Source organism: Streptomyces glaucus, assembly GCF_039533365.1.
Classification (GTDB): Bacteria; Actinomycetota; Actinomycetes; order Streptomycetales; family Streptomycetaceae; genus Streptomyces; species Streptomyces glaucus.
In genome coordinates this window covers 40,410-62,506 of record NZ_BAAATK010000039.1, presented here as the reverse complement: position 1 = coordinate 62,506, position 22,097 = coordinate 40,410, and the positions used below count along the sequence as shown (strand labels likewise).

The window sequence follows — 22,097 nt, the reverse complement described above, 5'->3', positions numbered from 1 at the left end:
CCGGCCCCGGCCGCTCGGCGGGCGGGCCCGCTCGCGGACCGTCGCCGCGGCCGCCTGCCTCGTGCTCGGACTGGGCCTCATCGGCGGTGCCGTCACCGGCACCTGGCTCATCGGGGACTCCGGCGAGGCCGCCGCCCGCGGCGCCTTCGCCACGGCCGGCGGCCTGTGGCACAGCGTGCCGGTCGACCGGCTCTTCCCGCCCACGGTGCAGGGCCGGGGCGCCGGCCCCGGCGGCGCCGACCGCACCTGGACACGGATCGCCGTCGCCCCGGACAGCGGCTGCCGGGACGCCTTCGACCCCCTCCTGAGCCAGGCCCTCGCCCCGGTCGGCTGCCGGCGCCTGCTGCGCGCCACCTACACCGACGCCACCGAGAGCCACGTCACCACCATCGGCCTGCTCTTCACCAAGGCCGACGCCGCCGCCATGCGCGCCCTCGACGCCCGGTTCGCCCGGGACGGCCTCGACCGCCGCACCGACCTCATGCCCCTGCCGTACGCCGCGGAGGACACCGCCGCGGCCGGCTTCGGCCCCGGACAGCGCGCCTCCTGGACCGTCTCCGTCCTCACCGACGCCCCCGTCGTCGTCTACGCCGTCTCCGGCTGGGCCGACGGCCGCGCGGTCGACGACCCGCAGCCCGCGAAGGAGGCCATGGCCTCCGGCGCCACCACCGCCCCCGCCCAGGCCGGCCTCGGCCACGAGGCCCGGGGCCTCGCCGACCGCATCGAACGCGGCCTGCGCAGAAACGTCCGTTCGGCCACGGAGCAGCCGTCGTGACAACCGCCGCCACGACCCGCCGGGCCGGGGCCCTGAGCGTCCTGCTCGCCGCCTGCCTCGCCCTTCTGCCGCCCACCGCCGCGCACGCCGACGGCATACGCGCCCAGCAGTGGGCCCTGCAGGCCATGCGCACCGAGGAGGCCTGGCGGACCACGAAGGGCGCGGGCGTCACCGTCGCCGTCCTCGACACCGGGGTCGAGGCCGGCCACCCCGACCTCGCCGGCAACGTCCTGCCCGGCCGGGACCTGGTCCGCTTCGGAGCCGAGCAGGGCGACCGCGCCTGGGCCCGGCACGGCACCGCCATGGCCGGCATCATCGCGGGCCACGGCCACGGACCCGGCGGCGCCGACGGCGTCATGGGCGTCGCCCCCGAGGCACGGATCCTCCCCGTCCGCGTGATCCTGGAGGACGGCGACCCCTCCCGCGCCAGGGCCCGCAAGACCCGCGGCAACGCCCTCGCCGAGGGCATCCGCTGGGCCGCCGACCACGGCGCCGACGTCATCAACCTCTCCCTGGGCGACGACTCCGCCTCCGCCCACCCCGAGCCCACCGAGGACCAGGCCATCCAGTACGCCCTGAGCAAGGGCGTGGTCGTCGTCGCCTCCGCCGGCAACGGCGGTGAGAAGGGCGACCACATCTCCTACCCGGCCGCCTATCCGGGCGTGATCGTCGCGACCGCCGTCGACCGCTACGGCACCCGCGCCGCCTTCTCCACCCGCCGCTGGTACGCCACCGTCAGCGCCCCCGGCGTCGACGTCGTCATCGCCGACCCCGACCACAAGTACTACGAGGGCTGGGGCACCAGCGCCGCCGCCGCGTTCGTCTCCGGCGCCGTCGCCCTCGTCAGGGCCGCCCGTCCCGGCCTCACCCCGGCCCAGATCAAACGGCTCCTGGAGGACACCGCCCGCGACGCCCCGGTCGGCGGCCGCGACGACTCCCGCGGCTTCGGCTTCGTCGACCCGGCCGCCGCCATCGAGGCGGCCGGCCGCCTCCGCCCGGAGAGCCTGCGCCCGGCGGCGTACGGCGACCGGTACTTCGGCCCCGGCCCGGACCCCGCCCCCGCCGGCGACGACCCCTCGGCCTGGGCGGCCCCCCTCGCGGGCGGCGCCGGCGGCGTGCTGCTGGTCGCCTCCGTGGTGCTGTGGCGCGGCCGCCGCCGCACCGCCCGCCACGACTTCTGACCGACGGATCCGTCACCCGCCCGGCGCTGTCGTCCCACGCCCGGCGGCGCTGCGCGGCAGCCACCCGCCGCTCAGGGCCCGCCGCGAGCCGTCCGCGACCGCCGAAGAAGGACGTCAGGGGTCCCCGGGAAACCCGCGAGGGGCGTCACGTCCGCGTTCCCGGGGCCGCACAGGCCCGGCGGCAGCCCCCCTATAGGGTCGGGGACCGTGGCGAACAAGAACATTCCCGACTCCGGCTTCTCCGACGACGACGGCTCCGCCGACCCCCGGCTGAGCGCGGCACTCGCGGCCTGGGCCGAGGACCGCACAGCCGTCGGCCCCGTCCTGGAGGCCCTCAGGGGCGCCCGGCTGCTCGTCCCGGTCGTGGCCGTGCTGGGCGAGACCGAGGAGGACGAGAAGGGGCTGCGCCGCGAGAAGACCAGCGAGATGGCCGTGCCCACCCTGAGGGCCGGCGGCCGCACCGCCCTGCCCGCCTTCACCTCGACCGACTCCCTGGCCCGCTGGGACCCGGCGGCCCGCCCGGTCGCCGTGCCCCTGCACCAGGCGCTGCAGGCCGCCGCGCACGAGCGGGCGGACACGGTCGTGCTGGACCTGGCCGGCCCGGTGCCGTTCGAACTGACCGGCCCCACGCTGCTCGCCCTCGCCGAGGGGCGGACCACGACCGACCCGCTCGCCGACCCGGCCGTCGTCGGGGCGGTGCGGGACGCCGTCGCCGCCGAGCCCGCCGTCCTGCGCGCCCACCTCGGGCCGGGACAGGCCGACGGCACCCTCGCCCTCGTCCTCGACCCCGCCGCGGCCCCGGCCGAGGCCGCCCGCGCGGTCGCCCGGCGCCTCGCCGCCGACGAGACGCTCAGGGCCCGCCTGGTGCGCGGCCTCGACCTGGCGCTGCTGCCGGCCGGGACGACGCCACCGGGCGAGCCCCTGTACGTGCGCGGTGGATCGGCCGCGGGCGGATGAGTCAGCTGTAGAGGGGGCCCGTGTACTTCTCGCCGGGGCCCTGGCCCGGCTCGTCCGGCACCAGCGACGCCTCGCGGAACGCCAGCTGCAGCGACTTCAGGCCGTCGCGCAGCGGGGCCGCGTGGAAGGAGCTGATCTCGGTCGCGCTCGCGTCCAGCAGGCCGGCCAGGGCGTGCACCAGCTTGCGGGCCTCGTCCAGGTCCTTGTACGTGTCGCCCTCCTCGGTCAGGCCGAGCTTCACCGCGGCGGCGCTCATCAGGTTGACGGCGACCGTCACGATCACCTCGACCGCGGGGACCTCGGCGATGTCGCGGGCCATGGCGTCGAAGTCGGGGGTGCCGGGCGTCTCAGGAGGGGTCTCACTCATGCCCACACCATAGGGCCCGCCGCGCACCCCCTTGACAGCAGGAGGCGGCGGACACCGGGTTCGCGCACGCGTTCCGGACCTGCTAATCTGGGCAACGACCGGTCGGACACGTATGCCTCACGGCAACGGGCCCGGCCCACAAGTGGAGGCTTTCGAACTCCCACCTGACCGTCCCCCGGGACGGCGGGTCACCGGTCAGGCGGCACCGTCCTCACAGCGGTGATCCGCCCGAAGTCGCGCCCCGCGGTCACCGCGGCGGTGCTCCGGTAGTTCGAGGAGCCCCGCTGTGATCGTCCGGGGCATTTTTTCTGCTTCGGCGCGGTTAGGTCTAACGAACACAGACGTTACGCGGCTGTCCGCCAGACCGTCGCGTGGTGCTACCGAGGAGGATCCATCAGCGCCGAGCCCCGCATCAACGACCGGATTCGCGTTCCCGAGGTGCGACTTGTCGGTCCCAGCGGCGAGCAGGTCGGCATCGTGCCGCTTGCCAAGGCCCTGGAGCTTGCGCAGGAGTACGACCTGGACCTGGTCGAGGTCGCGGCGAACGCCCGTCCGCCCGTGTGCAAGCTCATGGACTACGGGAAGTTCAAGTACGAGTCGGCCATGAAGGCCCGTGAGGCGCGCAAGAACCAGGCGCACACGGTCATCAAGGAGATGAAGCTCCGGCCGAAGATCGACCCGCACGACTACGACACCAAGAAGGGTCACGTCGTCCGGTTCCTCAAGCAGGGCGACAAGGTCAAGATCACGATCATGTTCCGTGGTCGCGAGCAGTCCCGTCCCGAGCTGGGCTACCGGCTGCTGCAGCGTCTCGCGGAGGACGTCCAGGACCTCGGGTTCGTCGAGTCGAACCCGAAGCAGGACGGCCGCAACATGATCATGGTCCTCGGTCCGCACAAGAAGAAGACCGAGGCGATGGCCGAGGCCCGCCAGGCGCAGGAGGCCCGGAAGGCGTCCGCGAAGGCCAACCCCGGCCGCTCGCAGAACCCTGCGGACGCCGAGGAGCCGGCCGAGGAGCACGCCGAGGCGTGATCCCCGGGACGACGGTCCCAGCAGTAACCGAAACAAGAGCGACGCTCCACCGTGCCCGGTTCTCGCGACCGGGCACCGGAGTGCCACCGACGAGGAGAGAACGGCGCTATGCCGAAGAACAAGTCGCACAGCGGTGCCAGTAAGCGCTTCAAGATCACCGGCTCCGGCAAGGTGCTCCGTGAGCGCTCCGGCAAGCGCCACCTGCTCGAGCACAAGTCGTCCCGTGTGACGCGTCGCCTCACCGGCAACGCCGAGATGGCCCCGGGCGACGCCAAGAAGATCAAGAAGCTTCTCGGCAAGTGAGGCCGGGCGCGCGCCGCGCGCCCGATCTCGGACCGGGACCCAATCGATTCCGGGTCGCGTGAGGATCACCGCGACCCCGCTACAAGGAGTTAACAAGTGGCACGCGTCAAGCGGGCAGTCAACGCTCACAAGAAGCGCCGGGCGATCCTGGAGCAGGCCTCCGGCTACCGCGGTCAGCGTTCGCGCCTGTACCGCAAGGCCAAGGAGCAGGTCACCCACTCGCTGGTCTACAACTACAACGACCGCAAGAAGCGCAAGGGCGACTTCCGCCAGCTGTGGATCCAGCGCATCAACGCGGCCGCCCGCGCCAACGGCATCACCTACAACCGCTTCATCCAGGGTCTGAAGGCCGCGAACGTCGAGGTCGACCGCAAGATCCTGGCCGAGCTGGCGGTCAACGACCCGACCGCGTTCGCCGCGCTCGTCGAGGTCGCCCAGAAGGCTCTGCCGAGCGACGTGAACGCGCCGAAGGCCGCGTGACGCCGAGCCGGCTCCACGCCGGCACGTCTTGAAGGGACCCGCAGGCCGCGCAGGCCTGCGGGTCCTGCTGTGTCCGTCGCGGCGCCGGTCGCACGCCGCGCGCCGCTCCGCCGGTTCGGCACCGCCGAATACCGCCGCAGCGGCCGACCGCCGTGCGGCGGGAACGAGCCTGTGAAGGTGAAGCATGTCCCCCGCCACCCCCGAGCTGATCTCCCCCCGCTCGCCCCGCGTCTCCGCCGCGCGGCGGCTCGCCAAGCGGAACTTCCGGGGGAAGGAGCGGCTGTTCCTCGCGGAAGGACCGCAGGCCGTGCGGGAGGCGGCACTGCACCGGGCCGCGGGCACGGCCACCCTCGTCGAGCTGTTCGCCACCCCGGAGGCCGCCGAGCGGTACGCCGACATCATCGGCGCGGCCCGCGCCGCGGGCGCCCGGCTCCACCTCGCCTCCGAGCAGGTGATCGAGGACGTCTCGACCACCGTCACCCCGCAGGGCCTGGTCGGGATCTGCCGGTTCCTGGACACGCCCTTCGAGGAGATCCTCAGGGCCCGGCCCAGGCTGGTCGCCGTCCTCGCGCACGTCCGCGACCCCGGCAACGCCGGAACCGTGCTGCGCTGCGCCGACGCCGCCGGAGCCGAGGCCGTCGTCCTCACCGACGCCTCCGTCGACCTGTACAACCCCAAGGCCGTCCGCGCCTCCGTCGGCTCCCTGTTCCACCTGCCGGTCGCCGTCGGCGTGCCCGCCGAGCGGGCCGTGGCCGGGCTGAGGGACGCCGGCGTGCGGATCCTGGCCGCCGACGGCGCGGGCGACCGGGACCTGGACGCCGAGCTGGACCACGGCACCATGGGCGGGCCCACCGCCTGGGTGTTCGGCAACGAGGCCTGGGGGCTGCCGGAGGAGACCCGCGCGCTCGCCGACGCCGTCGTACGCGTCCCGATCCACGGGAAGGCCGAGAGCCTGAACCTCGCCACCGCCGCCGCCGTATGTCTCTACGCGTCGGCGCGTGCACAGCGCGCCGCCGGAGGGTGCCGCTCCGTCACCGAGAGCTAGTAGGGTGACCAGCTCGGGGACCCTCTCCCGAGCGCTCGGCTCCGCACGAGCGGGGAGGCGCCCCCAGGCCGTCCGAGAGGTGGGGTACGGGGATGAGCGTCGGCACGAGCAGCGCACCGGGAGCACCCGAGGTGCGGCGCCCGCCCGCACCCCGGCCCGGTGATCCCGCCGAGCTCGGCATCGACCCCGACGAACTGCCCGACGGCCTCGTCGTCGCCGACGAGCACGGGCACGTCGTCTGCTTCAACGCCGCCGCCGAGCGCATCACCGCCCGGCCCGCCGCCGAGGCCCTCGGGCAGCGGCTGGACCAGGCCCTGCCGCTGGAGGACCTGGAGGGCCGGCGCTGGTGGCAGCTGACCGACCCGTACGGCGGGCTCGCCATCCGGGTCCGCCAGCCCGAGCGCAACCTGCTGCTGCCCGGCGGGCGCGAGGTGCTGGTCTCGGCGCGGTACGTCCGCACCCGGCCCACCGGGCCCGTCCGCCGCGTCGTCGTCACCCTGCGCGACACCGAGGCCCGCCGGCGCACCGAGCGCAGCCACGCCGAGCTGATCGCCACCGTCGCCCACGAGCTGCGCTCCCCGCTCACCTCCGTCAAGGGCTTCACCGCCACCCTGCTCGCCAAGTGGGAGCGGTTCACCGACGACCAGAAGCGGCTGATGCTGGAGACCGTCGACGCCGACGCCGACCGGGTCACCCGGCTCATCGCCGAACTGCTGGACATCTCGCGGATCGACTCCGGCCGGCTGGAGGTGCGCCGCCAGCCCGTCGACATCGGCGCCGCCGTCGGCCGGCACATCCAGGCGTACGTCGCCGCCGGGCAGCCCGCCGACCGGTTCCTGCTCCGCCTCCAGCAGCCCCTGCCCGCGCTGTGGGCCGACCCCGACAAGATCGACCAGGTGCTCAGCAACCTCATCGAAAATGCCGTGCGCCACGGCGAGGGAACCGTCACCATCGACATCACGCCCGCGGCGTCCCCGCGCGAGGGGGAGGACGCCGGCACGTCGGTCACGGTGAGCGACGAGGGCCCCGGCATCCCGGAGGAGTCCATGAACCGCGTCTTCACCCGCTTCTGGCGGGGCAGCAAGCGCGGCGGCACCGGCCTCGGGCTCTACATCGTCAAGGGCATCGTCGAGGCCCACGGCGGCACCATCACGGTCGGCCGCGCCCCCGGCGGCGGCGCCGAGTTCCGATTCACCCTGCCCGTGAGCGCTCCGGCCTATCTGACCTGAGCGGCCCGCGGGCGCATTCGTCCACCTCGGCCCCGTTAGACTCGGCCTTTGGCACCCTTGTGTCCCGCAGACGGCCCTCGGAGTCGGTGACGGGGACTTCAGCCAGCCAATCGGAAGCACGGGAAGAGATGTCGGCACCCAATAAGTCGTACGACCCTGTCGAGGTCGAGGCGTTGAAACCGGAAGAGATCGAGCGCATGCGGGACGAGGCGCTCGCCGCCTTCGCCGCCGCGGACTCCCTCGACGCGCTCCACGAGGCCAAGGTCGCCCACACCGGCCCCGCCTCCCCGCTGGCCCTCGCCAACCGCGAGATCGGCGCCCTGCCCCCGCACGCCAAGGCCGAGGCCGGCAAGCGCGTCGGCCAGGCCCGCGGCGCCGTGAACAAGGCCCTCGCCGCCCGGCAGGCCGAGCTGGAGGCCGAGCGGGACGCCCGCGTGCTGGTCGAGGAGGCCGTGGACGTCACGCTGCCCTACGACCGCGTACCGGCCGGCGCCCGGCACCCGCTGACCACGCTGTCCGAGCGCATCGAGGACGTCTTCGTGGCCATGGGCTACGAGGTCGCCGAGGGCCCCGAGGTCGAGGCGGAGTGGTTCAACTTCGACGCCCTCAACATCGGCCCGGACCACCCGGCCCGCGGCGAGGCCGACACCTTCTTCGTGCAGGGCCCCGAGGGCGGCACCGAGTCCGGCGTCGTGCTGCGCACCCACACCTCACCCGTGCAGATCCGCTCCCTGCTCGACCGCGAGCTGCCGGTCTACGTCATCTGCCCCGGCCGCGTCTACCGCACCGACGAGCTGGACGCCACCCACACGCCCGTCTTCCGCCAGGTCGAACTGCTCGCCGTCGACGAGGGCCTGACCATGGCCGACCTCAAGGGCACCCTGGACCACATGGTCCAGTCGCTGTTCGGCGAGGGCATGAGGACCCGGCTGCGGCCGAACTTCTTCCCCTTCACCGAGCCGTCCGCCGAGATGGACATGGTGTGCTACGTCTGCCGCGGCGAGTCCGTCGGCAACCCCGACCGGCCCTGCCGCACCTGCTCGTCCGAGGGCTGGATCGAGCTCGGCGGCTGCGGCATGGTCAACCCCAGGGTGCTGACCGCCTGCGGCGTCGACCCGGAGAAGTACAGCGGCTTCGCCTTCGGGTTCGGCATCGAGCGGATGCTGATGTTCCGCCACAACGTCGAGGACATGCGAGACATGGTCGAGGGTGACGTCCGGTTCACCCGGCCGTTCGGGATGGAGATCTGATGCGGGTCCCGCTTTCTTGGCTGCGGGAGTACGTCGACCTGCCGGCGACGGAGACCGGGCGCGACGTACAGGCCAAGCTCATTTCGGCCGGGCTGGAGGTCGAGACCGTCGAGCAGCTCGGCGCCGACCTGAAGGGCCCCCTGGTCGTCGGCCAGGTGCTGACCATCGAGGAGCTGGAGGGCTTCAAGAAGCCGATCCGCTTCTGCACCGTCGACGTCGGGCAGGCCAACGGCACCGGCGAGCCCCAGGAGATCATCTGCGGCGCGCGCAACTTCCAGGTCGGCGACAAGGTCGTGGTCGTGCTCCCGGGCGCCGTGCTGCCCGGCGGCTTCGCGATCTCCGCGCGCAAGACCTACGGCCGCGTCTCGCACGGCATGATCTGCTCCAGCGACGAGCTGGGCATGGGCGACGACGGCACCAAGGGCATCATCGTCCTGCCGCCCGAGACCGAGGTCGGCAAGGACGCCATCGAACTGCTGGAACTGGTCGACGAGGTCCTCGACATCGCCGTCACCGCCAACCGCGGCGACTGCCTGTCCATCCGCGGCGTCGCCCGCGAGACCGCCATCGCCTACGGCCTGCCGCTGCGCGACCCGGCGCTGCTCGACGTGCCCGCCCCGAACGCCTTCGGCCACCCGGTGCGCATCTCCGACCCGACCGGCTGCGACCGCTTCACCGCCCGCACGGTGACCGGCCTGAGCCCCGAGGCGCGCTCCCCGATCTGGCTGCAGCGCCGCCTGCAGAAGGTCGGCATGCGCCCGATCTCGCTCGCCGTCGACGTCACCAACTACGTGATGACGGAGCTCGGCCAGCCGCTGCACGCCTACGACCGCAAGCTGGTCCAGGGCGCCATCGGGGTGCGCCGCGCCGAGCCGGGGGAGAAGCTCACCACCCTCGACGGCGTGGTCCGCACCCTCGACGCCGAGGACCTGGTCATCACCGACGAACGCGGCCCCATCGGCCTCGCCGGCGTGATGGGCGGCGCGAACACGGAGATCGCCGACCACGAGGACGCGGAGAACGCCACGACCGACGTGGTCATCGAGGCCGCGCACTTCGACCCGGTGTCCATCGCGCGCACGGCCCGCCGCCACAAGCTGTCCTCCGAGGCGTCCCGCCGCTTCGAGCGCGGCGTCGACCCGCAGGCCGCGGCCGCCGCCGCCCAGCGGACGGTGGACCTGCTGGTCCTGCTGGCCGGCGGCACCGCCGAGGCCGGCGTCACCGAGGTCGCCGCCCCGTCCGCGCCGCGCACCGTCACCATCCCCGCCGACCACCCGGACAAGGTCGCGGGCGTCGCCTACGGCCGCGAGACCGTCGTCCGCCGGCTGCAGGAGATCGGCTGCGACGTGTACGGGCAGGACGAGCTGACCGTCACCGTGCCGTCCTGGCGGCCCGACCTCACCGACCCGAACGACCTGGCCGAAGAGGTCATCCGCCTGGAGGGCTACGAGAACCTGCCCTCCACGCTGCCCAGGCCGCCGGCCGGCCGGGGCCTGACCCACCGGCAGCGGCTGCACCGCCGGGTCGGCCGCGCCCTGGCCGGCGCCGGCTACGTCGAGACGCCGAACTACCCATTCGTCGCCGAGCAGGTCTTCGACCAGCTCGGCCTGGACGCCGACGACCCGGCCCGCCGCGTCGTGAAGCTCACCAACCCGCTCAACGACGAGGAACCCGCGCTGCGCACCTCGCTGCTGCCGGGCCTGCTGGGCGCGCTGCGCCGCAACGACGGCCGCGGCAGCCACGACCTCGCGCTGTTCGAGACCGGCCTGGTCTTCCACCCGCGCGAGGAGCAGAGGGCCGCCGTCCGGCTCCCCGTCGACCGGCGGCCGACCGACGAGGAGATCGCGGAGCTCGACTCCGCGCTGCCCGAGCAGCCGCGGCACGTCGCCGTCGTCCTCGCCGGCGCCCGCGAGCAGGCCGGCTGGTGGGGCAAGGGCCGCCCCGCCGACTGGGCCGACGCGGTCGAGGCGGCGCGCACGGTCGCCCGGGAGGCCGGGGCCGAACTGATCGTCCGCAAGGGCCGGTACGGGCCGTGGCACCCGGGCCGGTGCGCCGAGCTGGCGGTCGTCGCGGACGGTGCGGAGCGGGTCGTCGGCCACGCCGGTGAGCTGCACCCGCGCGTGCTGAAGGCGCTGGGGCTGCCCGCGCGCACCTGTGCGGCGGAGCTGAACCTGGACGTCCTGGAGCAGGTCGGCGACGACACCCCGCAGGCGCCGGGCATCTCCACGTTCCCGGTCGCCACGCAGGACGTCGCGCTGGTCGTCGACGCGTTCGTCCCGGCGGCACAGGTCGAGGCGGCGCTGCGCGAGGGCGCCGGTGAACTGCTGGAGTCCATCCGGCTGTTCGACGTGTACGAGAACGCCGAGCAGCTGGGCGAGGGGCGCAAGTCGCTGGCGTACGCGCTGCGGTTCCGGGCGGCCGACCGGACGCTGACCGTCGACGAGGCGTCGGCGGCCCGGGACGCGGCGGTGGCGCTGGCGGGCGAGCGCACGGGAGCGGTGCTGCGGAGCTAGCGCCGCGGGGGCGGGGCTGCGGGCGTCCGGCGGCCACCGGTTCGTCGTGGGTGTCGCGCCCACCGGTGGAGTCGCGCGTCACCGCAGCCCACGCCCTGTGGGACATACGGGATCACCTCACTCGATCGGGTGAGATCCTTCGCAATCCGGCCCTTTAGGGGCATGTGCTGGACAGAATCGGACCGGCCTTTCGGGGCCGGTCCGCACTGTCAGGGCCTGACTGGGGGGCCATTCGGCATGATCCGCATCAAGGCTGGGGCCCCCCGAAGGGTGCGGCCCCGGACGACTTCCCGGGCACCCGCCCACCCCGGCCTTCCCGCACGCGCCCGGCCGGGCGCCCGGCGCCCGTCGCGGGAAGACGGCCGCGGGCCCCTGCTCCGGGCCCTCGCACTCGGACTGCCCACCGTCCTGGGCGCCACCGCGATCACCTACCGGCTGGTCTCCCCGACCGCCCCGCAGAACGGGCTCGGAGCCCGGGTCGTCACCGGTGCCGTCTTCTTCGCGGCCGGCACCGGACTGGTGCTGCACGTGCGGCGGGGGCTGCTGCGCGAGCTGCGGCAGGCCCGCCGGGTCGCGGGCGCCGCCCAGAGCGCGCTGCTCAGACCGCCGCCCCCGCGCATCGACGGGCTGGACATCGCCGCCGTGCAGCTCTCCGCCGACCCCGGAGCCGCGATCGGCGGCGACCTGTACGAGGCCGTCGGCACCGAACACGGCGTACGGGTGCTCATGGGCGACGTGCGCGGGCACGGCATCGCCGCCGTGGAGACCGCCGCCGCCGTCCTCGGCAGCTTCCGCGAAGCCGTGCACGACGAGGCCGAACTCCCCGGTGTGCTGCGCCGGCTGGACCGCGCGCTCGCCCGGCACCTGCGCCGGCGGTCCGGCGACGAGTACGCGGCGGCCGAGGAGTTCGTCACCGTGCTGCTCCTGGAGATCCGCCCGGACGGCGAGGTGCGCGCCCTGAACTGCGGCCACCCGTGGCCGTACCTGCTGGACGCGACGCGCGTCGAGCAGCTCGCCGGCGCGGAGTGCCTGCCTCCGCTCGGGCCGTTCCCGCTGCCGCCGGACCTGTCGCCGGTCCACTGCGGTCACCTGCTGCCCGGCCAGGCCCTCTTCCTCCACACGGACGGAGCCGAGGACGCGCGGGACGCCGGTGGCCGGTTCTTCCCCCTGGCGGCGGCCCTGACCGGAGCGCTGCACGAGCATCCCGTCCCCGTGCCCCAGGCCGTGCTGCGCTTCGTCCTCACCGCGCTGCTGCGCCACACGGGCGACGCGCCCCCGGACGACGTCGCCCTGCTGGTGCTGCGCAACGACCGCCCGCCGCAGCACCCCCCGACGGCAGGAGGCCGGGACCGGGACGGCTCCGTCGCCGGGCCCCGGCCGGCCACGTCGAACGCGCAGCCGACCACCAGCCTCTGAGCCCGCGACGCCACCGGCGGAACCGGCTGCCGTCCGCCCCGCCGCGGAGTGTCGGGCAGGCGGCGGGGCGGACGGCGTGGCTGCGGGCCGCCGCACTGCTACGAGGGGGGAGCCGGCGGCCCGGCCGGCCTCTTCACGAGGAAAACCAGTCAACCGGCCGGAAACCCCGCGCGACAGCGCGCGCACCGCCCGGATCCGAGCACTCCGTTCACACCCCGTGTGAAGGCGGACGCACTACGCTGTCGGCACCGAGCCATCCCGGGGGCACCCATGCAGCCCAACACCCTGCTCGACGCGATCCTGGACGAAGCCGGGATCTCGCACGCGGGACTCGCCGCACACGTCAACCAGGCGGGCCGCAGACGCGGTCTCGCCCTCCGCTACGAACACACCGCCGTCGCCCGGTGGCTGAAGGGGCAGCGGCCCCGCGGCCAGGTGCCCGACCTGATCTGCGAGGTGCTCGCCGCCCGACTGCACCGGCCCGTCACCCTCGACGACATCGGCCTCGGCGTGCCCGGCGAGCCGTCCGTCCCGCACGTCGGCTCGCTGTCCGGCTTCGTGGAGCGCGCCACCGCCCTGTGGCGCTCCGACCAGCAGCGGCGCCCGCACGTCCTGGACGCGCCCGCGCTCACCGGCACGCCCGCCGTGATGCCGGTGTGGGAGTGGGAGAACCCGCCCGAGGACGTGGACGTCTCCCGCGGCGGCCGGCACCGGGTGACCCCGGCCGACCTCGACATGCTGCGCGCTGCTCGCACCCACTACGAGCAGCTGTACCGCAAGGCCGGCGGCATAGCGACCCGCGCCCGGATCGTCGGCTTCCTCAACGCCGAGGCCGCCCCCCTGCTGCGCGGCAGCTACACCGACGCCACCGGCCGCCACCTGCACCGGGCGACGGGCGGGCTGGTGGCGATCGCCGGCATCTGCGCGTACGACTCCGACGCCCACGGCCTCGCCCAGCGCTACTTCCACCAGGCCCTGCGGCTCGCCAAGGCCAGCGGGGACCGGGGCCTCGGCGCGTACGTCATCGCGCTGCTGGTCAACCAGTCGCTGTTCATGCGGGAGTTCCGCCAGGCCGTCGCCTTCGCCGAGGCCGCCCTGCGCGCCGCCGGCAAGCACATCACCCCGGCGCTCGCCTCCGACCTGTACGCGATGCAGGCCAAGGCGTACGCCCATCTCGGCGACGGCACGAGCGCCCTGTCCTGCATCCGGCGGGCCGAGCGGGCCGCCGAACGCATCCGGCGCGGACACGAACCCGACGAGACCGGCTATGTCCAGCCGGGCCTGGTCAACGTCCAGGTGGCGGAGGCGCTGCTGAGCCTCGGCGAACTCCGGGCCGCCGCCGAGCACGCCGCCGCGGCCGTCGACAACCCCGCCCACGACCGGGGCCGGGTGCACCGGCTCGCCATACTCAGCACGATCGAGCTCCGGCAGGGCAAGGCGGACAAGGCGGCGGCCACCGCGGTGCGGATGGCCGAACAGGCCCGCGGCATGGAGTCCCAGCGGCTGCGCGACCGGCTGCGCGCGGTCCGCGAGCACCTGGTGCGCAGCGGCTGCGCGGGCACGGCCGAGGCGGCCGAGCTCATCGACGGGGCGCTGCGCGTCCCGCTGTGATCCCCTGACGCCCACGTCGCCGGAGGCCGTGCCTCCCCTTGCGCCGCGAGCGGCGGCCGTGCGCCTGCTGCCAGACCGCCCCTGCTGCGATATTGCCACCTACCCGACGAAAGGTGGCATAGCCGTGCAGTGGGTGAAAAAGAACGAACAAACTGTGTACGCGAACCGCTGGTTCAGCGTGAATCTCGCGGATGTCGAACTGCCGGACGGCCGGCACCTCGACCACTTCCTGGTGCGGCTGCGGCCCGTCGCCGTGGCCACGGTGGTCAACGAGGCCAACGAGGTCCTCCTCCTGTGGCGCCACCGCTTCATCACCGACAGCTGGGGATGGGAACTCGCGGCGGGCGTCGTCGAGGACGGCGAGGGCGTCGCCGCCGCGGCGGCCAGGGAACTGGAGGAGGAGACCGGCTGGCGGCCGGGACCTCTGCGCCACCTCATGAGCGTGGAGCCGTCCAACGGTCTCACCGACGCCCGGCACCACATCTACTGGGCCGACGAGGGCGAGTACGTCGGACACCCCGTGGACGACTTCGAGTCGGACCGCCGGGAGTGGGTGCCCCTCAAGCTCGTCCCCGACCTGGTCGCCCGCGGCGAGGTCCCGGCCGCCAACATGGCGGCCGCGTTACTCCTGCTGCACCATCTCAGGCTCGGGCAGGACGTCCTGCCCTGATCCTTCGCAGGCGTTCGGCCGCTCAGCGGCCGAACGCCTGCCAGACCGCCACGACGAGGGCGCCCACGGCCGTGAGGGCCGCGATCGACGGCAGCGGCCAGCGGGCGTGTTCCAGGGTGACGAGCCGGGAGTGCAACTCGTCCAGTTCCTTGGCGGTCTCCTCGGTGCGGTGACTGAGCAGGGCCAGCCCGCCCTCGACGCGGGCGTGCGCCACGTCGAGGCGGCGCCGTAACTCTGCGAGTTCTCCATGGACGACGGGATGCTCGGGATCGGCGGTCACGTGTCCGCTCCTTTCCGTAGTCGAAGCACATCCCTTGCATGCGCATACTGAGTCAACTCGCCTGGTGGGCGCATGGGGAGCGTGTGCGCAGGGCATATGCGGGCTCGGCGCGCACACGGTGTGTGAATGGCGCGGGCCCGGCGCCCTCAGCGGTGCCGGGCCCGCGGGCCGACTGGAAATTCACCCTCCGTAACCAGCTGGGTAAGGGGAGGGAACCGTTCTGCGGCGGATGCCGCGGGGCGCCGGGGTTCCGGCGGCGGATCCGCGGGCGGGCCGCCGGCGGAGGTCCCGCTCCGGGCGGCGGCCCGGTCGTGAACGGGAGTGCCCGGCGCGGCAGTTGCCGGACGCGGTGTCATCGGTGCGGGGACTGGTATGACTTGGTGCATGCAGGAAGAAACCGCCCAGTCGGCGATCGACACGTTCGTCTCCGCGTTCAACGCGTCGGACGACAGCTATGTGACCGTTCTGCTGTCCCAGGCCCTGACCTCGGACGTCATCCTCTGGGGCCCCCTCGGGCGCAGTGAGGGCATCGAGGCGGTGGAGCGTTTCGTGCTGGACATCCGACGGCATCCGGCCGGCGCCGGCCGGATGGTGCGGACCTCGGGGGTGGACATGCCGGGGGAGTGGGCCCGGTACACCTGGGTCTTCACGACGCCGGAAGGGGGGCCGCGGCTGGCGGGGACGGACGTCGTCCACCTGCGGCGCGATCGCATCGACCAAGTGATCGTCTTCGCCGGGGACATCAAGCCACTGCCCTGACCGCCGCCCGGCCCGGAAGCGGGCCGGGCGCCCGGTTCCTGCCGGGCCGCGGGCGGGGGAGCCCGGGGAACAAGGGCACGCGTGCGGCTCGCGCCACTCGTTGCGAGTCCCCGCCCTCACATGTCGACGTTCATTCGAACACACAGCTGTCGCCAATGGTCAGGCGTCAGGCGGCACGCCCCAGGGGCCTTGGCTTGTCGCACCCTTGTCGTCTCACGGTCGCCTCGCCGCGTCCCGGCCACCCGTAGCGGGGCAGGGCCGGGAGGGCGGCCGGTTCTCCGCGGCGCGTCGACAAAGGGGTGCGGCCGCGGATACTTCACAACTCGGTGTTCAAACAAACATGAGTATGTTAGAAATGACTCATGGGTGTCGCCGATCGTCCGGACCTGACCCTGCGGTCGGCGCAGGGCTCCGGCAAGGTCTCCGCGCCGGAGCCCTCCCGGTGTGAGCCCCGGAGACGACCGTGCGCCGGGGCCTGGACGCGCCGGCGCACCGGGGCCCGGCGCGCCCGGTCCTCCCGCGCGATCACGGTCGCGGACGCCGCCGGGTCCGGCGTCCGCGCCTTCGGCCGGGTCGCCGGACCCGGCGCGGCCGATCACGTCGTCACCGGCGCCGCCGACGACCCGCGCACCCACCCCGACGGCCCGACCACCCTCAGGGCACCGCGGCAGCCGGATGTCCGGACCCCTCCGGTCCGACACCCCGTCACCCACTTCACACCGAGGAGCAGTTCCGTGCACACCACCACCCGCTCGCTGATGATCCTGGTCGCCGGACCCTACCGGTCGGGCACCGGCGACGACCCGCGCAAGCTGGAGACGAATGTCCGGGCCATGAACGAGGTCGCCCTCAAGCTCTTCCGCGCCGGTCACCTCGGTGTCACCGGTGAGGCCCTGGCCCTGCCGCTGCTGGAGACCGCCGGCAGCACCGGTCCCGGTGACGCGGCGTACGAGGAGATCTTCCACCCCGTCGCCGAGCAGCTGCTGGCCCGCTGCGACGGAGTGCTGCGGATCGGCGGCCCGTCCGAGGGCGCCGACCGGATGGTCGCCCGGGCACGCGCCCTGGGCAAGGCGGTGTACACCGGCCTCGACGACGTCCCGGCCGCGCGGTGACCGCGGGCATCGACACACCGGACCGGCGCGGCCGCACGGGCCTCGACCGGCACGGCCGCGATCTGACCGGCAACCCGCGGGTGCGGATCGTCGACGTGGAGGTCCTCTCCTGCGACTGGTACGTCCTGCGCAGGACCACCTTCGACTACCAGCACCGCGACGGCCACTGGAGCCGTGAGCAGCGCGAGACCTACGACCGCGGCGACGGCGCCACGATCCTGCTCTACGACACCGACCGGCGGACCGTGCTGCTGACCCGTCAGTTCCGCCTCCCCGCCTACGTCAACGGGCATCCCGACGGGATGCTGCTCGAGACGGCGGCGGGCCTGCTGGACGGCGACACCCCCGAGGAGGCCGTCCGCAGGGAGGCGGCCGAGGAGACGGGATGCGTCGTCGACGCGGCCGAGCACGTCTTCACCGTCTACATGAGTCCCGGCTCGGTCACCGAGCGCCTGCACTTCTTCGCCGCCCGTTACCATCCCGCCTCCGTCGCGGCGACCCACGGGGGCGTCATCGGCGAGGGGGAGGACATCGCCGTCGTGGAACTGCCCTTCCACAAGGCGCTCGACATGATTAACAGTGGCGAGATCGTCGACGCCAAGGCCATCATGCTGCTGCAGTGGGCAGCCCTCGACGGCCCGTTCACGCGCGGCCACCCGGCCGGACGCCCCTTAGGAACCGTCACCCGCTGACGATCCCGAAGGAGCCGGACGCGGCGCGGACGTCCCTCGCCGGCCATCCCGCCGTCCACCACCGCCGGCCGGGCCCGCGCCCGGCCGGCGGGGAAGCGCGCACCTGACACGACCCGACATCCCAGGGGGGAACCATGACCTGCCGCACCCGGACGACCGTGGGCGGTGCACTGGCCGCGATGCTGCTGTCGGCGCTGCCGACGGCGGCAGCCGCGTCCGCACCCGACTCCCACGGACCCTTCACCCTCACCGAGGAGAAGGGACACGTGCTCGACTGCGCGGGGGAGCGGAACGGGGTGAGCGCGGCCGTACAGCTCTACGAGAACTCCGCGTTCGGCACCTACGCGTACGTGAGCGTGCGGACGGCGGACACCGAGTACCTGCGGGACGGGGAGACGGACGCCGGTCTGTTCGACCACGGCACGATCTCCCGCGAGGTGACCGTCCACGAGGGAGGGGAGACGACCGGCCCCGCACGGACGGTCGTCGTCGACGGCTCCTACACGCCCGCCGGACCGCGGCAACGCGTCCACGAGGTGCACGACGAACCGTGGGGCCAGGTGGTGGTGAAGGGCTGGAAGACACCGCTGTCGGCTGCCGTCACCGTGCGGGTGTCGGGACAACGGATCGACCTGGCCTGCGGCGACGCCTTCGCCTTCGACCACAGGGTCCGGCGGCCCGTGACCAGCGGGAACTGAGCCCGGACAGGGACCCCCGCGGAGCGGCGCCCCGTGGGACGGTGCGCGGACCGGCCTGCCGCCCCGCCCGCCGTCCGCGTCCCTGTCACCGCTTCGTCACGACCGGGCGGCGGAGCACAACTCCCGCACGGCACCGCGCGTCCAACCCACGGCCGGACCGGCCACCACCACATCCGACGGGGGAACACACCATGACCCACGGGGACTTCGCGGCTGCCGCCGCGTCCTTACCGCCACCGGCCGGCGCCGGCGTCGCCGCCGGTCCACCCTGCAGCGGGAGCCGGGCGGTGCGGCGCCGCGGCGGCCGCCCGTACGACGAGAACCCGACGACCCGGGCCGCCGAACGGCCCCGGTCCGCCGCACCGGCCGGCACGGCGGCGTCCGCCGGCCGGACAACCGTCCCTACCCGTGAGGTGGTAGCCCCATGAGCATCGTCGACCTCGCCGCGCTCGGTGAGTCCTTCACCCGCGACCCCTACCCCGTGTACGCCCGGCTGCGGGCACAGGGACCGGTGCACCGCATCCGGATGCCGGAAGGGGGCGCGGAGGCGTGGCTGGTCCTCGGGTACGAAGCCGGGCGCGCCGCACTCGCGGACCCCCGGCTCTCCAAGGACTGGAGCAAGGCCTCCCCCTCCTTGCCGCTGGGCGCCATCTCCTCCGGCCCGCACATGCTCAGGGCCGACCCGCCGGACCACACCCGGCTGCGCAAACTGGTCGCCCGCGAGTTCACCACCCGCCGGGTGCAGGAACTCGCCCCGCGCATCCAGCGGACCACCGACGCGCTGCTGGACCGGATGCTCGCCGACCCCGAGGGACGCGCCGACCTGGTCGAGGCGCTGTCCTTCCCGCTGCCGATCTCCGTCATCTGCGAACTCCTCGGCGTCCCCGACCTGGACCGCGAGTCCTTCAGGACGTGGTCGAACGACGCGCTGGGCGCCGCCGATCCCGAAGTCCGCAAGGCCGCCGCGGCCGCGATGGCGCAGTACATGGTGGAACTGGTGGACCGCAAGCGGCAGCAGCCCGGTGACGACCTCATGAGCGCGCTGATCCACGGCTCGGACGAGGACGGCGACCAGCTGTCCCACGAGGAACTCCTCGGCATGGCCTGGCTGCTGCTCGTGGCCGGCCACGAGACCACCGTGAACCTCATCTCCAACGGCGTGCTCGCCCTGCTCACCCATCCGGACCAGCTGGCCGCCCTGCGCGCGGACCTCTCCCTGATCGACGACGCGGTGGAGGAGATGCTGCGCTACGAGGGCCCGTTGGAGACCCCCACGTTCCGCTTCACCACCGAGCCGGTGACGATCGGCGACACCACCGTCCCCGGTGGCGGCGAACTCGTCATCGTCGCCATGGCCGACGCCAACCGCGACCCGGAGCGCTTCCCCGCGCCCGACCGGTTCGACATCTCCCGTGACGCCCGCGGCCACGTGGCGTTCGGCCACGGCATCCACCACTGCCTGGGGGCGCCCCTGGCCCGTCTGGAGGCGCGCATCGCCATCAGGACGCTGCTGGAACGCTGCCCCGACCTCGCCCTGGACATCCACCCGGCGGCCCTCGCCTGGCGCCCGGGAATGATGATCCGCGGCCCGCTCAGCCTGCCCGTGCGGTTCACCGCGTAGGCCGGCGGCAGACCCGGACCGGCCCGGCGGCCGGCCGGCCGGACACCGCTCCACGGCAGCGGACCGGCCCCGCGGCCGGGCACCCGCGCTGCCCGGCCGGCCGGGGCGCGCCACCGGTACCGACCCGGTACCGGTGGCGCGCCGCGACGGCCCGGACACGGCCCGGTCCCGTCACCCGGCGCCCTCCCCCGCCCGCAGACCCGCCCCGACCCGGATGCGAACGACTGTCACCATGACGAACCCCCTCACCGCCGACGACGGCACCCTCCTGGCCAGAATGGAAGCCAACCTCGCGGAGCACGCGAGCCACCTGCACCGGCACATGGACGGCGCGACGGTCACGGAGACGGACGATCTGCTGATCGCCGACAGCGGCCTCGACGACGACACCTTCAACATCGTCGCCGCCGCCCGCTTCGCACCGCACCACGCCGATGCCCGCATCGGCCGGACCCTCCGGGACCTCACCGCCACGGGCCGGCGCTTCTCCTGGTGGGTGGGCCCCGCCTCGGAGCCCTCGGACCTCTCCGCCCGGCTGCGGTCCGCCGGCCTGGCACCCCACGAGAACGAGACGGCCATGTGGGCCGCGCTCGACACCCTGCCGCCCCGGCCGCACCTGCCCGAACTGGACATCCGGCAGGTCGTCGCCCCGGAACAGCTCGCCGACTACTCCGCCGTCCTCGCGGCGAACTGGGACCCGCCGGCCGCCACCGTCCGCCGCTTCTTCCGGCTGGCCGCCCCCCGGGCGCTCGCCGCCGACTGCCCGGCCCAGTACCTGATCGGCTACCACCGCGGCCACCCGGTCTGCTCGGCCGAGGTCTTCCACCACGCGGGAGTCGCCGGGATCTACAACATCAGCACCCTGGTCACCCACCGCAGGCGCGGCTACGGGGGCGCCGTCACCCTCGCCGCACTGCACGCGGCGCGCGACCGGGGACAGCGGATCGCGGTCCTGCAGGCGTCGCCGGAGGGCGAACCGGTCTACCGGCGCCTGGGCTTCGTGCCCTGCGGGCACTTCACCGAGCACGCCGTCGGCTGAGCGGCCGCCGCCCAGGGGCCGGGCGGCGGCCCCTGGGCGGCCGGCGGCCGGCCGCCCGCACGGTCAGCCGTAGGTGTAGAACCCCGACCCCGTCTTGCGGCCCAGCCGGCCCGCGTCGACCATGCGCTGCAGCAGCGGGGGAGCGGCGTACAGGGGCTCCTTGTACTCCTCGTACATCGACCGGGCCACCGAGGCGACCGTGTCCAGGCCGATCAGGTCGGACAGCTTCAGCGGGCCCATCGGGTGGGCGCAGCCGAGCTCCATGCCGTTGTCGATGTCCTCGCGGCTGGCGATGCCCGTCTCGAACATCCGGATCGCGGAGAGCAGGTACGGGATCAGCAGCGCGTTGACCACGAAGCCGGAGCGGTCCTGGGCGCGGATGGCGTGCTTGCCGAGCACCTTCTCGGCGAACAGCTGGGCCCGGCCCAGGGTGCCCTCGGAGGTGGTGAGCGCCGGGATCAGCTCGACGAGCTTCTGCACCGGGGCCGGGTTGAAGAAGTGGATGCCGACGACCTGGTCGGGCCGCGAGGTGGCGACCGCCAGCTTCACCAGCGGGATCGAGGAGGTGTTGGAGGCCAGGATCGCGTCGGGCCGGGTCACGACCTGGTCGAGCACCTGGAAGATCTCGGTCTTGACCTGCTCGTTCTCCACGACGGCCTCGATCACCAGATCGCGGTCGGCGAACTCGCCGAGGTCGGTGGTGAAGCTCAGCCGCGCCTGGGTCGCCGCCCGCTCCTCCTCGGTGATCTTGCCGCGTTCGGCCGCCTTGGCCAGGGAGTTGAACAGCCGGGTCCGGCCGATCTCCAGGGCCTCGCCGGTGGTCTCGGCGACCCTGACGTCCAGACCGGCCCGGGCGCACACCTCGGCGATGCCCGCGCCCATCTGGCCGCAGCCCACCACTCCGACGCGCTCGACATCTGCCGATGGGATGGCTGTCACATCGTCCCCTTCGCTGATCCGCTGGTGTACGGCCGGCGGCGGGCCCGCCGGTCCGGCGCCTGCTCCGTTCGTGCACGTTACTCCCAAGTATCGATGATCGATCGCGGGGGGCGGGCATCCGCCGGGGC

The 22,097-nt window shown here is 73.9% G+C and carries 22 protein-coding genes; 19 read left to right on the top strand and 3 right to left on the bottom strand.

What is annotated here, in order from left to right; genetic code table 11:
* The 3 genes from ABD363_RS24575 to ABD363_RS24565 all read left to right on the top strand — a co-directional run.
* Window positions 1-775: hypothetical protein (locus tag ABD363_RS24575; protein ID WP_344607185.1), on the top strand; the 775-nt coding region annotated here is incomplete at its 5' end.
* On the top strand, window positions 772-1,956 hold the full coding sequence (gene mycP, locus ABD363_RS24570) for a type VII secretion-associated serine protease mycosin (RefSeq protein WP_344607183.1): 1,185 nt from the start codon (window positions 772-774) through the stop codon (window positions 1,954-1,956). The genes ABD363_RS24575 and mycP, both read left to right, overlap by 4 nt.
* A 207-nt stretch (window positions 1,957-2,163) precedes the next feature.
* Window positions 2,164-2,913 (top strand): SseB family protein, encoded by a 750-nt coding sequence (locus ABD363_RS24565; protein WP_344607181.1) that lies wholly within the window; start codon window positions 2,164-2,166, stop codon window positions 2,911-2,913.
* A 1-nt stretch (window position 2,914) separates the two neighbouring features.
* On the opposite strand, the gene ABD363_RS24560 is transcribed toward ABD363_RS24565, so the two are convergent.
* Window positions 2,915-3,280 carry a DUF1844 domain-containing protein gene (locus tag ABD363_RS24560; protein ID WP_344607179.1) on the bottom strand — a complete coding sequence of 122 codons (366 nt, stop codon included), beginning with the start codon at window positions 3,278-3,280 and terminating at the stop codon, window positions 2,915-2,917.
* A 393-nt stretch (window positions 3,281-3,673) separates the two neighbouring features.
* Between ABD363_RS24560 and infC the strand changes: the two genes are divergently transcribed.
* From infC to ABD363_RS24510, 10 genes are all read left to right on the top strand, one after another.
* Window positions 3,674-4,312, top strand: coding sequence for a translation initiation factor IF-3 (gene infC, locus ABD363_RS24555; protein WP_344607192.1), 639 nt, complete (start codon window positions 3,674-3,676; stop codon window positions 4,310-4,312).
* 108 nt (window positions 4,313-4,420) lie between these two features.
* On the top strand, window positions 4,421-4,615 hold the full coding sequence (gene rpmI, locus ABD363_RS24550; RefSeq protein WP_030577024.1) for a 50S ribosomal protein L35: 195 nt from the start codon (window positions 4,421-4,423) through the stop codon (window positions 4,613-4,615).
* 96 nt (window positions 4,616-4,711) lie between these two features.
* Window positions 4,712-5,095: a 50S ribosomal protein L20 gene (rplT, locus tag ABD363_RS24545; RefSeq protein WP_200261503.1), complete on the top strand. Its 384-nt coding sequence runs from the start codon at window positions 4,712-4,714 to the stop codon at window positions 5,093-5,095.
* Window positions 5,096-5,279: 184 nt separating this feature from the next.
* Entirely contained in the window at window positions 5,280-6,140 is an 861-nt protein-coding gene (locus ABD363_RS24540; protein ID WP_344607176.1) for a TrmH family RNA methyltransferase, read from the top strand.
* Window positions 6,141-6,232: 92 nt separating this feature from the next.
* Window positions 6,233-7,369, top strand: a complete 1,137-nt coding sequence (locus ABD363_RS24535) for a sensor histidine kinase (RefSeq protein ID WP_344607174.1) — start codon at window positions 6,233-6,235, stop codon at window positions 7,367-7,369.
* A 128-nt stretch (window positions 7,370-7,497) separates the two neighbouring features.
* A complete protein-coding gene (gene pheS / locus ABD363_RS24530; protein ID WP_344607172.1) occupies window positions 7,498-8,619 on the top strand; it encodes a phenylalanine--tRNA ligase subunit alpha in 1,122 nt (373 codons plus the stop codon).
* A complete protein-coding gene (gene pheT / locus ABD363_RS24525) occupies window positions 8,619-11,132 on the top strand; it encodes a phenylalanine--tRNA ligase subunit beta (protein WP_344607170.1) in 2,514 nt (837 codons plus the stop codon). The genes pheS and pheT overlap by 1 nt, the downstream gene beginning before the upstream one ends.
* Before the next feature lie 237 nt (window positions 11,133-11,369).
* A complete protein-coding gene (locus ABD363_RS24520) occupies window positions 11,370-12,548 on the top strand; it encodes a PP2C family protein-serine/threonine phosphatase (protein ID WP_344607168.1) in 1,179 nt (392 codons plus the stop codon).
* A gap of 270 nt (window positions 12,549-12,818) precedes the next feature.
* Complete coding sequence (locus ABD363_RS24515) at window positions 12,819-14,159, top strand: NsdA family TPR-like regulatory protein (protein ID WP_344607166.1); 1,341 nt, start codon at window positions 12,819-12,821, stop codon at window positions 14,157-14,159.
* A 124-nt stretch (window positions 14,160-14,283) separates the two neighbouring features.
* Window positions 14,284-14,829: an NUDIX domain-containing protein gene (locus ABD363_RS24510; protein WP_344607164.1), complete on the top strand. Its 546-nt coding sequence runs from the start codon at window positions 14,284-14,286 to the stop codon at window positions 14,827-14,829.
* Between the two features lie 22 nt (window positions 14,830-14,851).
* Here the strand turns inward: ABD363_RS24510 and ABD363_RS24505 are convergent, their stop codons facing one another.
* Window positions 14,852-15,109 (bottom strand): hypothetical protein, encoded by a 258-nt coding sequence (locus tag ABD363_RS24505; RefSeq protein ID WP_344607162.1) that lies wholly within the window; start codon window positions 15,107-15,109, stop codon window positions 14,852-14,854.
* Between the two features lie 384 nt (window positions 15,110-15,493).
* Here ABD363_RS24505 and ABD363_RS24500 point away from each other — a divergent pair, with 384 nt between their 5' ends.
* From ABD363_RS24500 to ABD363_RS24475, 6 genes are all read left to right on the top strand, one after another.
* The gene (locus tag ABD363_RS24500; RefSeq protein ID WP_344607160.1) at window positions 15,494-15,868 is read left to right on the top strand and encodes a nuclear transport factor 2 family protein; all 375 of its coding nucleotides are present in this window, start codon (window positions 15,494-15,496) and stop codon (window positions 15,866-15,868) included.
* A 734-nt stretch (window positions 15,869-16,602) separates the two neighbouring features.
* Window positions 16,603-16,980, top strand: a complete 378-nt coding sequence (locus tag ABD363_RS24495; protein WP_344607159.1) for a DUF4406 domain-containing protein — start codon at window positions 16,603-16,605, stop codon at window positions 16,978-16,980.
* Window positions 16,977-17,672, top strand: a complete 696-nt coding sequence (locus ABD363_RS24490; protein ID WP_344607157.1) for an NUDIX domain-containing protein — start codon at window positions 16,977-16,979, stop codon at window positions 17,670-17,672. Before ABD363_RS24495 ends, ABD363_RS24490 begins: the two co-directional genes overlap by 4 nt.
* Before the next feature lie 134 nt (window positions 17,673-17,806).
* Window positions 17,807-18,370, top strand: a complete 564-nt coding sequence (locus tag ABD363_RS24485) for a hypothetical protein (protein WP_344607155.1) — start codon at window positions 17,807-17,809, stop codon at window positions 18,368-18,370.
* Window positions 18,371-18,794: 424 nt separating this feature from the next.
* Window positions 18,795-19,991 (top strand): cytochrome P450 family protein, encoded by a 1,197-nt coding sequence (locus ABD363_RS24480; protein WP_344607153.1) that lies wholly within the window; start codon window positions 18,795-18,797, stop codon window positions 19,989-19,991.
* A 277-nt stretch (window positions 19,992-20,268) separates the two neighbouring features.
* Entirely contained in the window at window positions 20,269-21,030 is a 762-nt protein-coding gene (locus tag ABD363_RS24475) for a GNAT family N-acetyltransferase (RefSeq protein ID WP_344607190.1), read from the top strand.
* A 63-nt stretch (window positions 21,031-21,093) separates the two neighbouring features.
* On the opposite strand, the gene ABD363_RS24470 is transcribed toward ABD363_RS24475, so the two are convergent.
* Window positions 21,094-21,969 (bottom strand): 3-hydroxybutyryl-CoA dehydrogenase, encoded by an 876-nt coding sequence (locus tag ABD363_RS24470; RefSeq protein ID WP_344607151.1) that lies wholly within the window; start codon window positions 21,967-21,969, stop codon window positions 21,094-21,096.
* Window positions 21,970-22,097: the final 128 nt, after the last annotated feature.

Excerpts from the sequence above, each read along its gene's own strand:
- ABD363_RS24485 (WP_344607155.1), top strand. The coding sequence starts at position 17,807 with ATGACCTGCCGCACCCGGACGACCGTGGGCGGTGCACTGGCCGCGATG.
- ABD363_RS24500 (WP_344607160.1), top strand. The coding sequence starts at position 15,494 with ATGCAGGAAGAAACCGCCCAGTCGGCGATCGACACGTTCGTCTCCGCG.
- ABD363_RS24475 (WP_344607190.1), top strand. The coding sequence starts at position 20,269 with ATGGAAGCCAACCTCGCGGAGCACGCGAGCCACCTGCACCGGCACATG.
- ABD363_RS24540 (WP_344607176.1), top strand. The coding sequence starts at position 5,280 with ATGTCCCCCGCCACCCCCGAGCTGATCTCCCCCCGCTCGCCCCGCGTC.
- ABD363_RS24560 (WP_344607179.1), bottom strand. The coding sequence starts at position 3,280 with ATGAGTGAGACCCCTCCTGAGACGCCCGGCACCCCCGACTTCGACGCC.
- ABD363_RS24520 (WP_344607168.1), top strand. The coding sequence starts at position 11,370 with ATGATCCGCATCAAGGCTGGGGCCCCCCGAAGGGTGCGGCCCCGGACG.
- ABD363_RS24480 (WP_344607153.1), top strand. The coding sequence starts at position 18,795 with ATGAGCATCGTCGACCTCGCCGCGCTCGGTGAGTCCTTCACCCGCGAC.
- ABD363_RS24515 (WP_344607166.1), top strand. The coding sequence starts at position 12,819 with ATGCAGCCCAACACCCTGCTCGACGCGATCCTGGACGAAGCCGGGATC.
- ABD363_RS24535 (WP_344607174.1), top strand. The coding sequence starts at position 6,233 with ATGAGCGTCGGCACGAGCAGCGCACCGGGAGCACCCGAGGTGCGGCGC.
- pheT (WP_344607170.1), top strand. The coding sequence starts at position 8,619 with ATGCGGGTCCCGCTTTCTTGGCTGCGGGAGTACGTCGACCTGCCGGCG.
- rpmI (WP_030577024.1), top strand. The coding sequence starts at position 4,421 with ATGCCGAAGAACAAGTCGCACAGCGGTGCCAGTAAGCGCTTCAAGATC.
- pheS (WP_344607172.1), top strand. The coding sequence starts at position 7,498 with ATGTCGGCACCCAATAAGTCGTACGACCCTGTCGAGGTCGAGGCGTTG.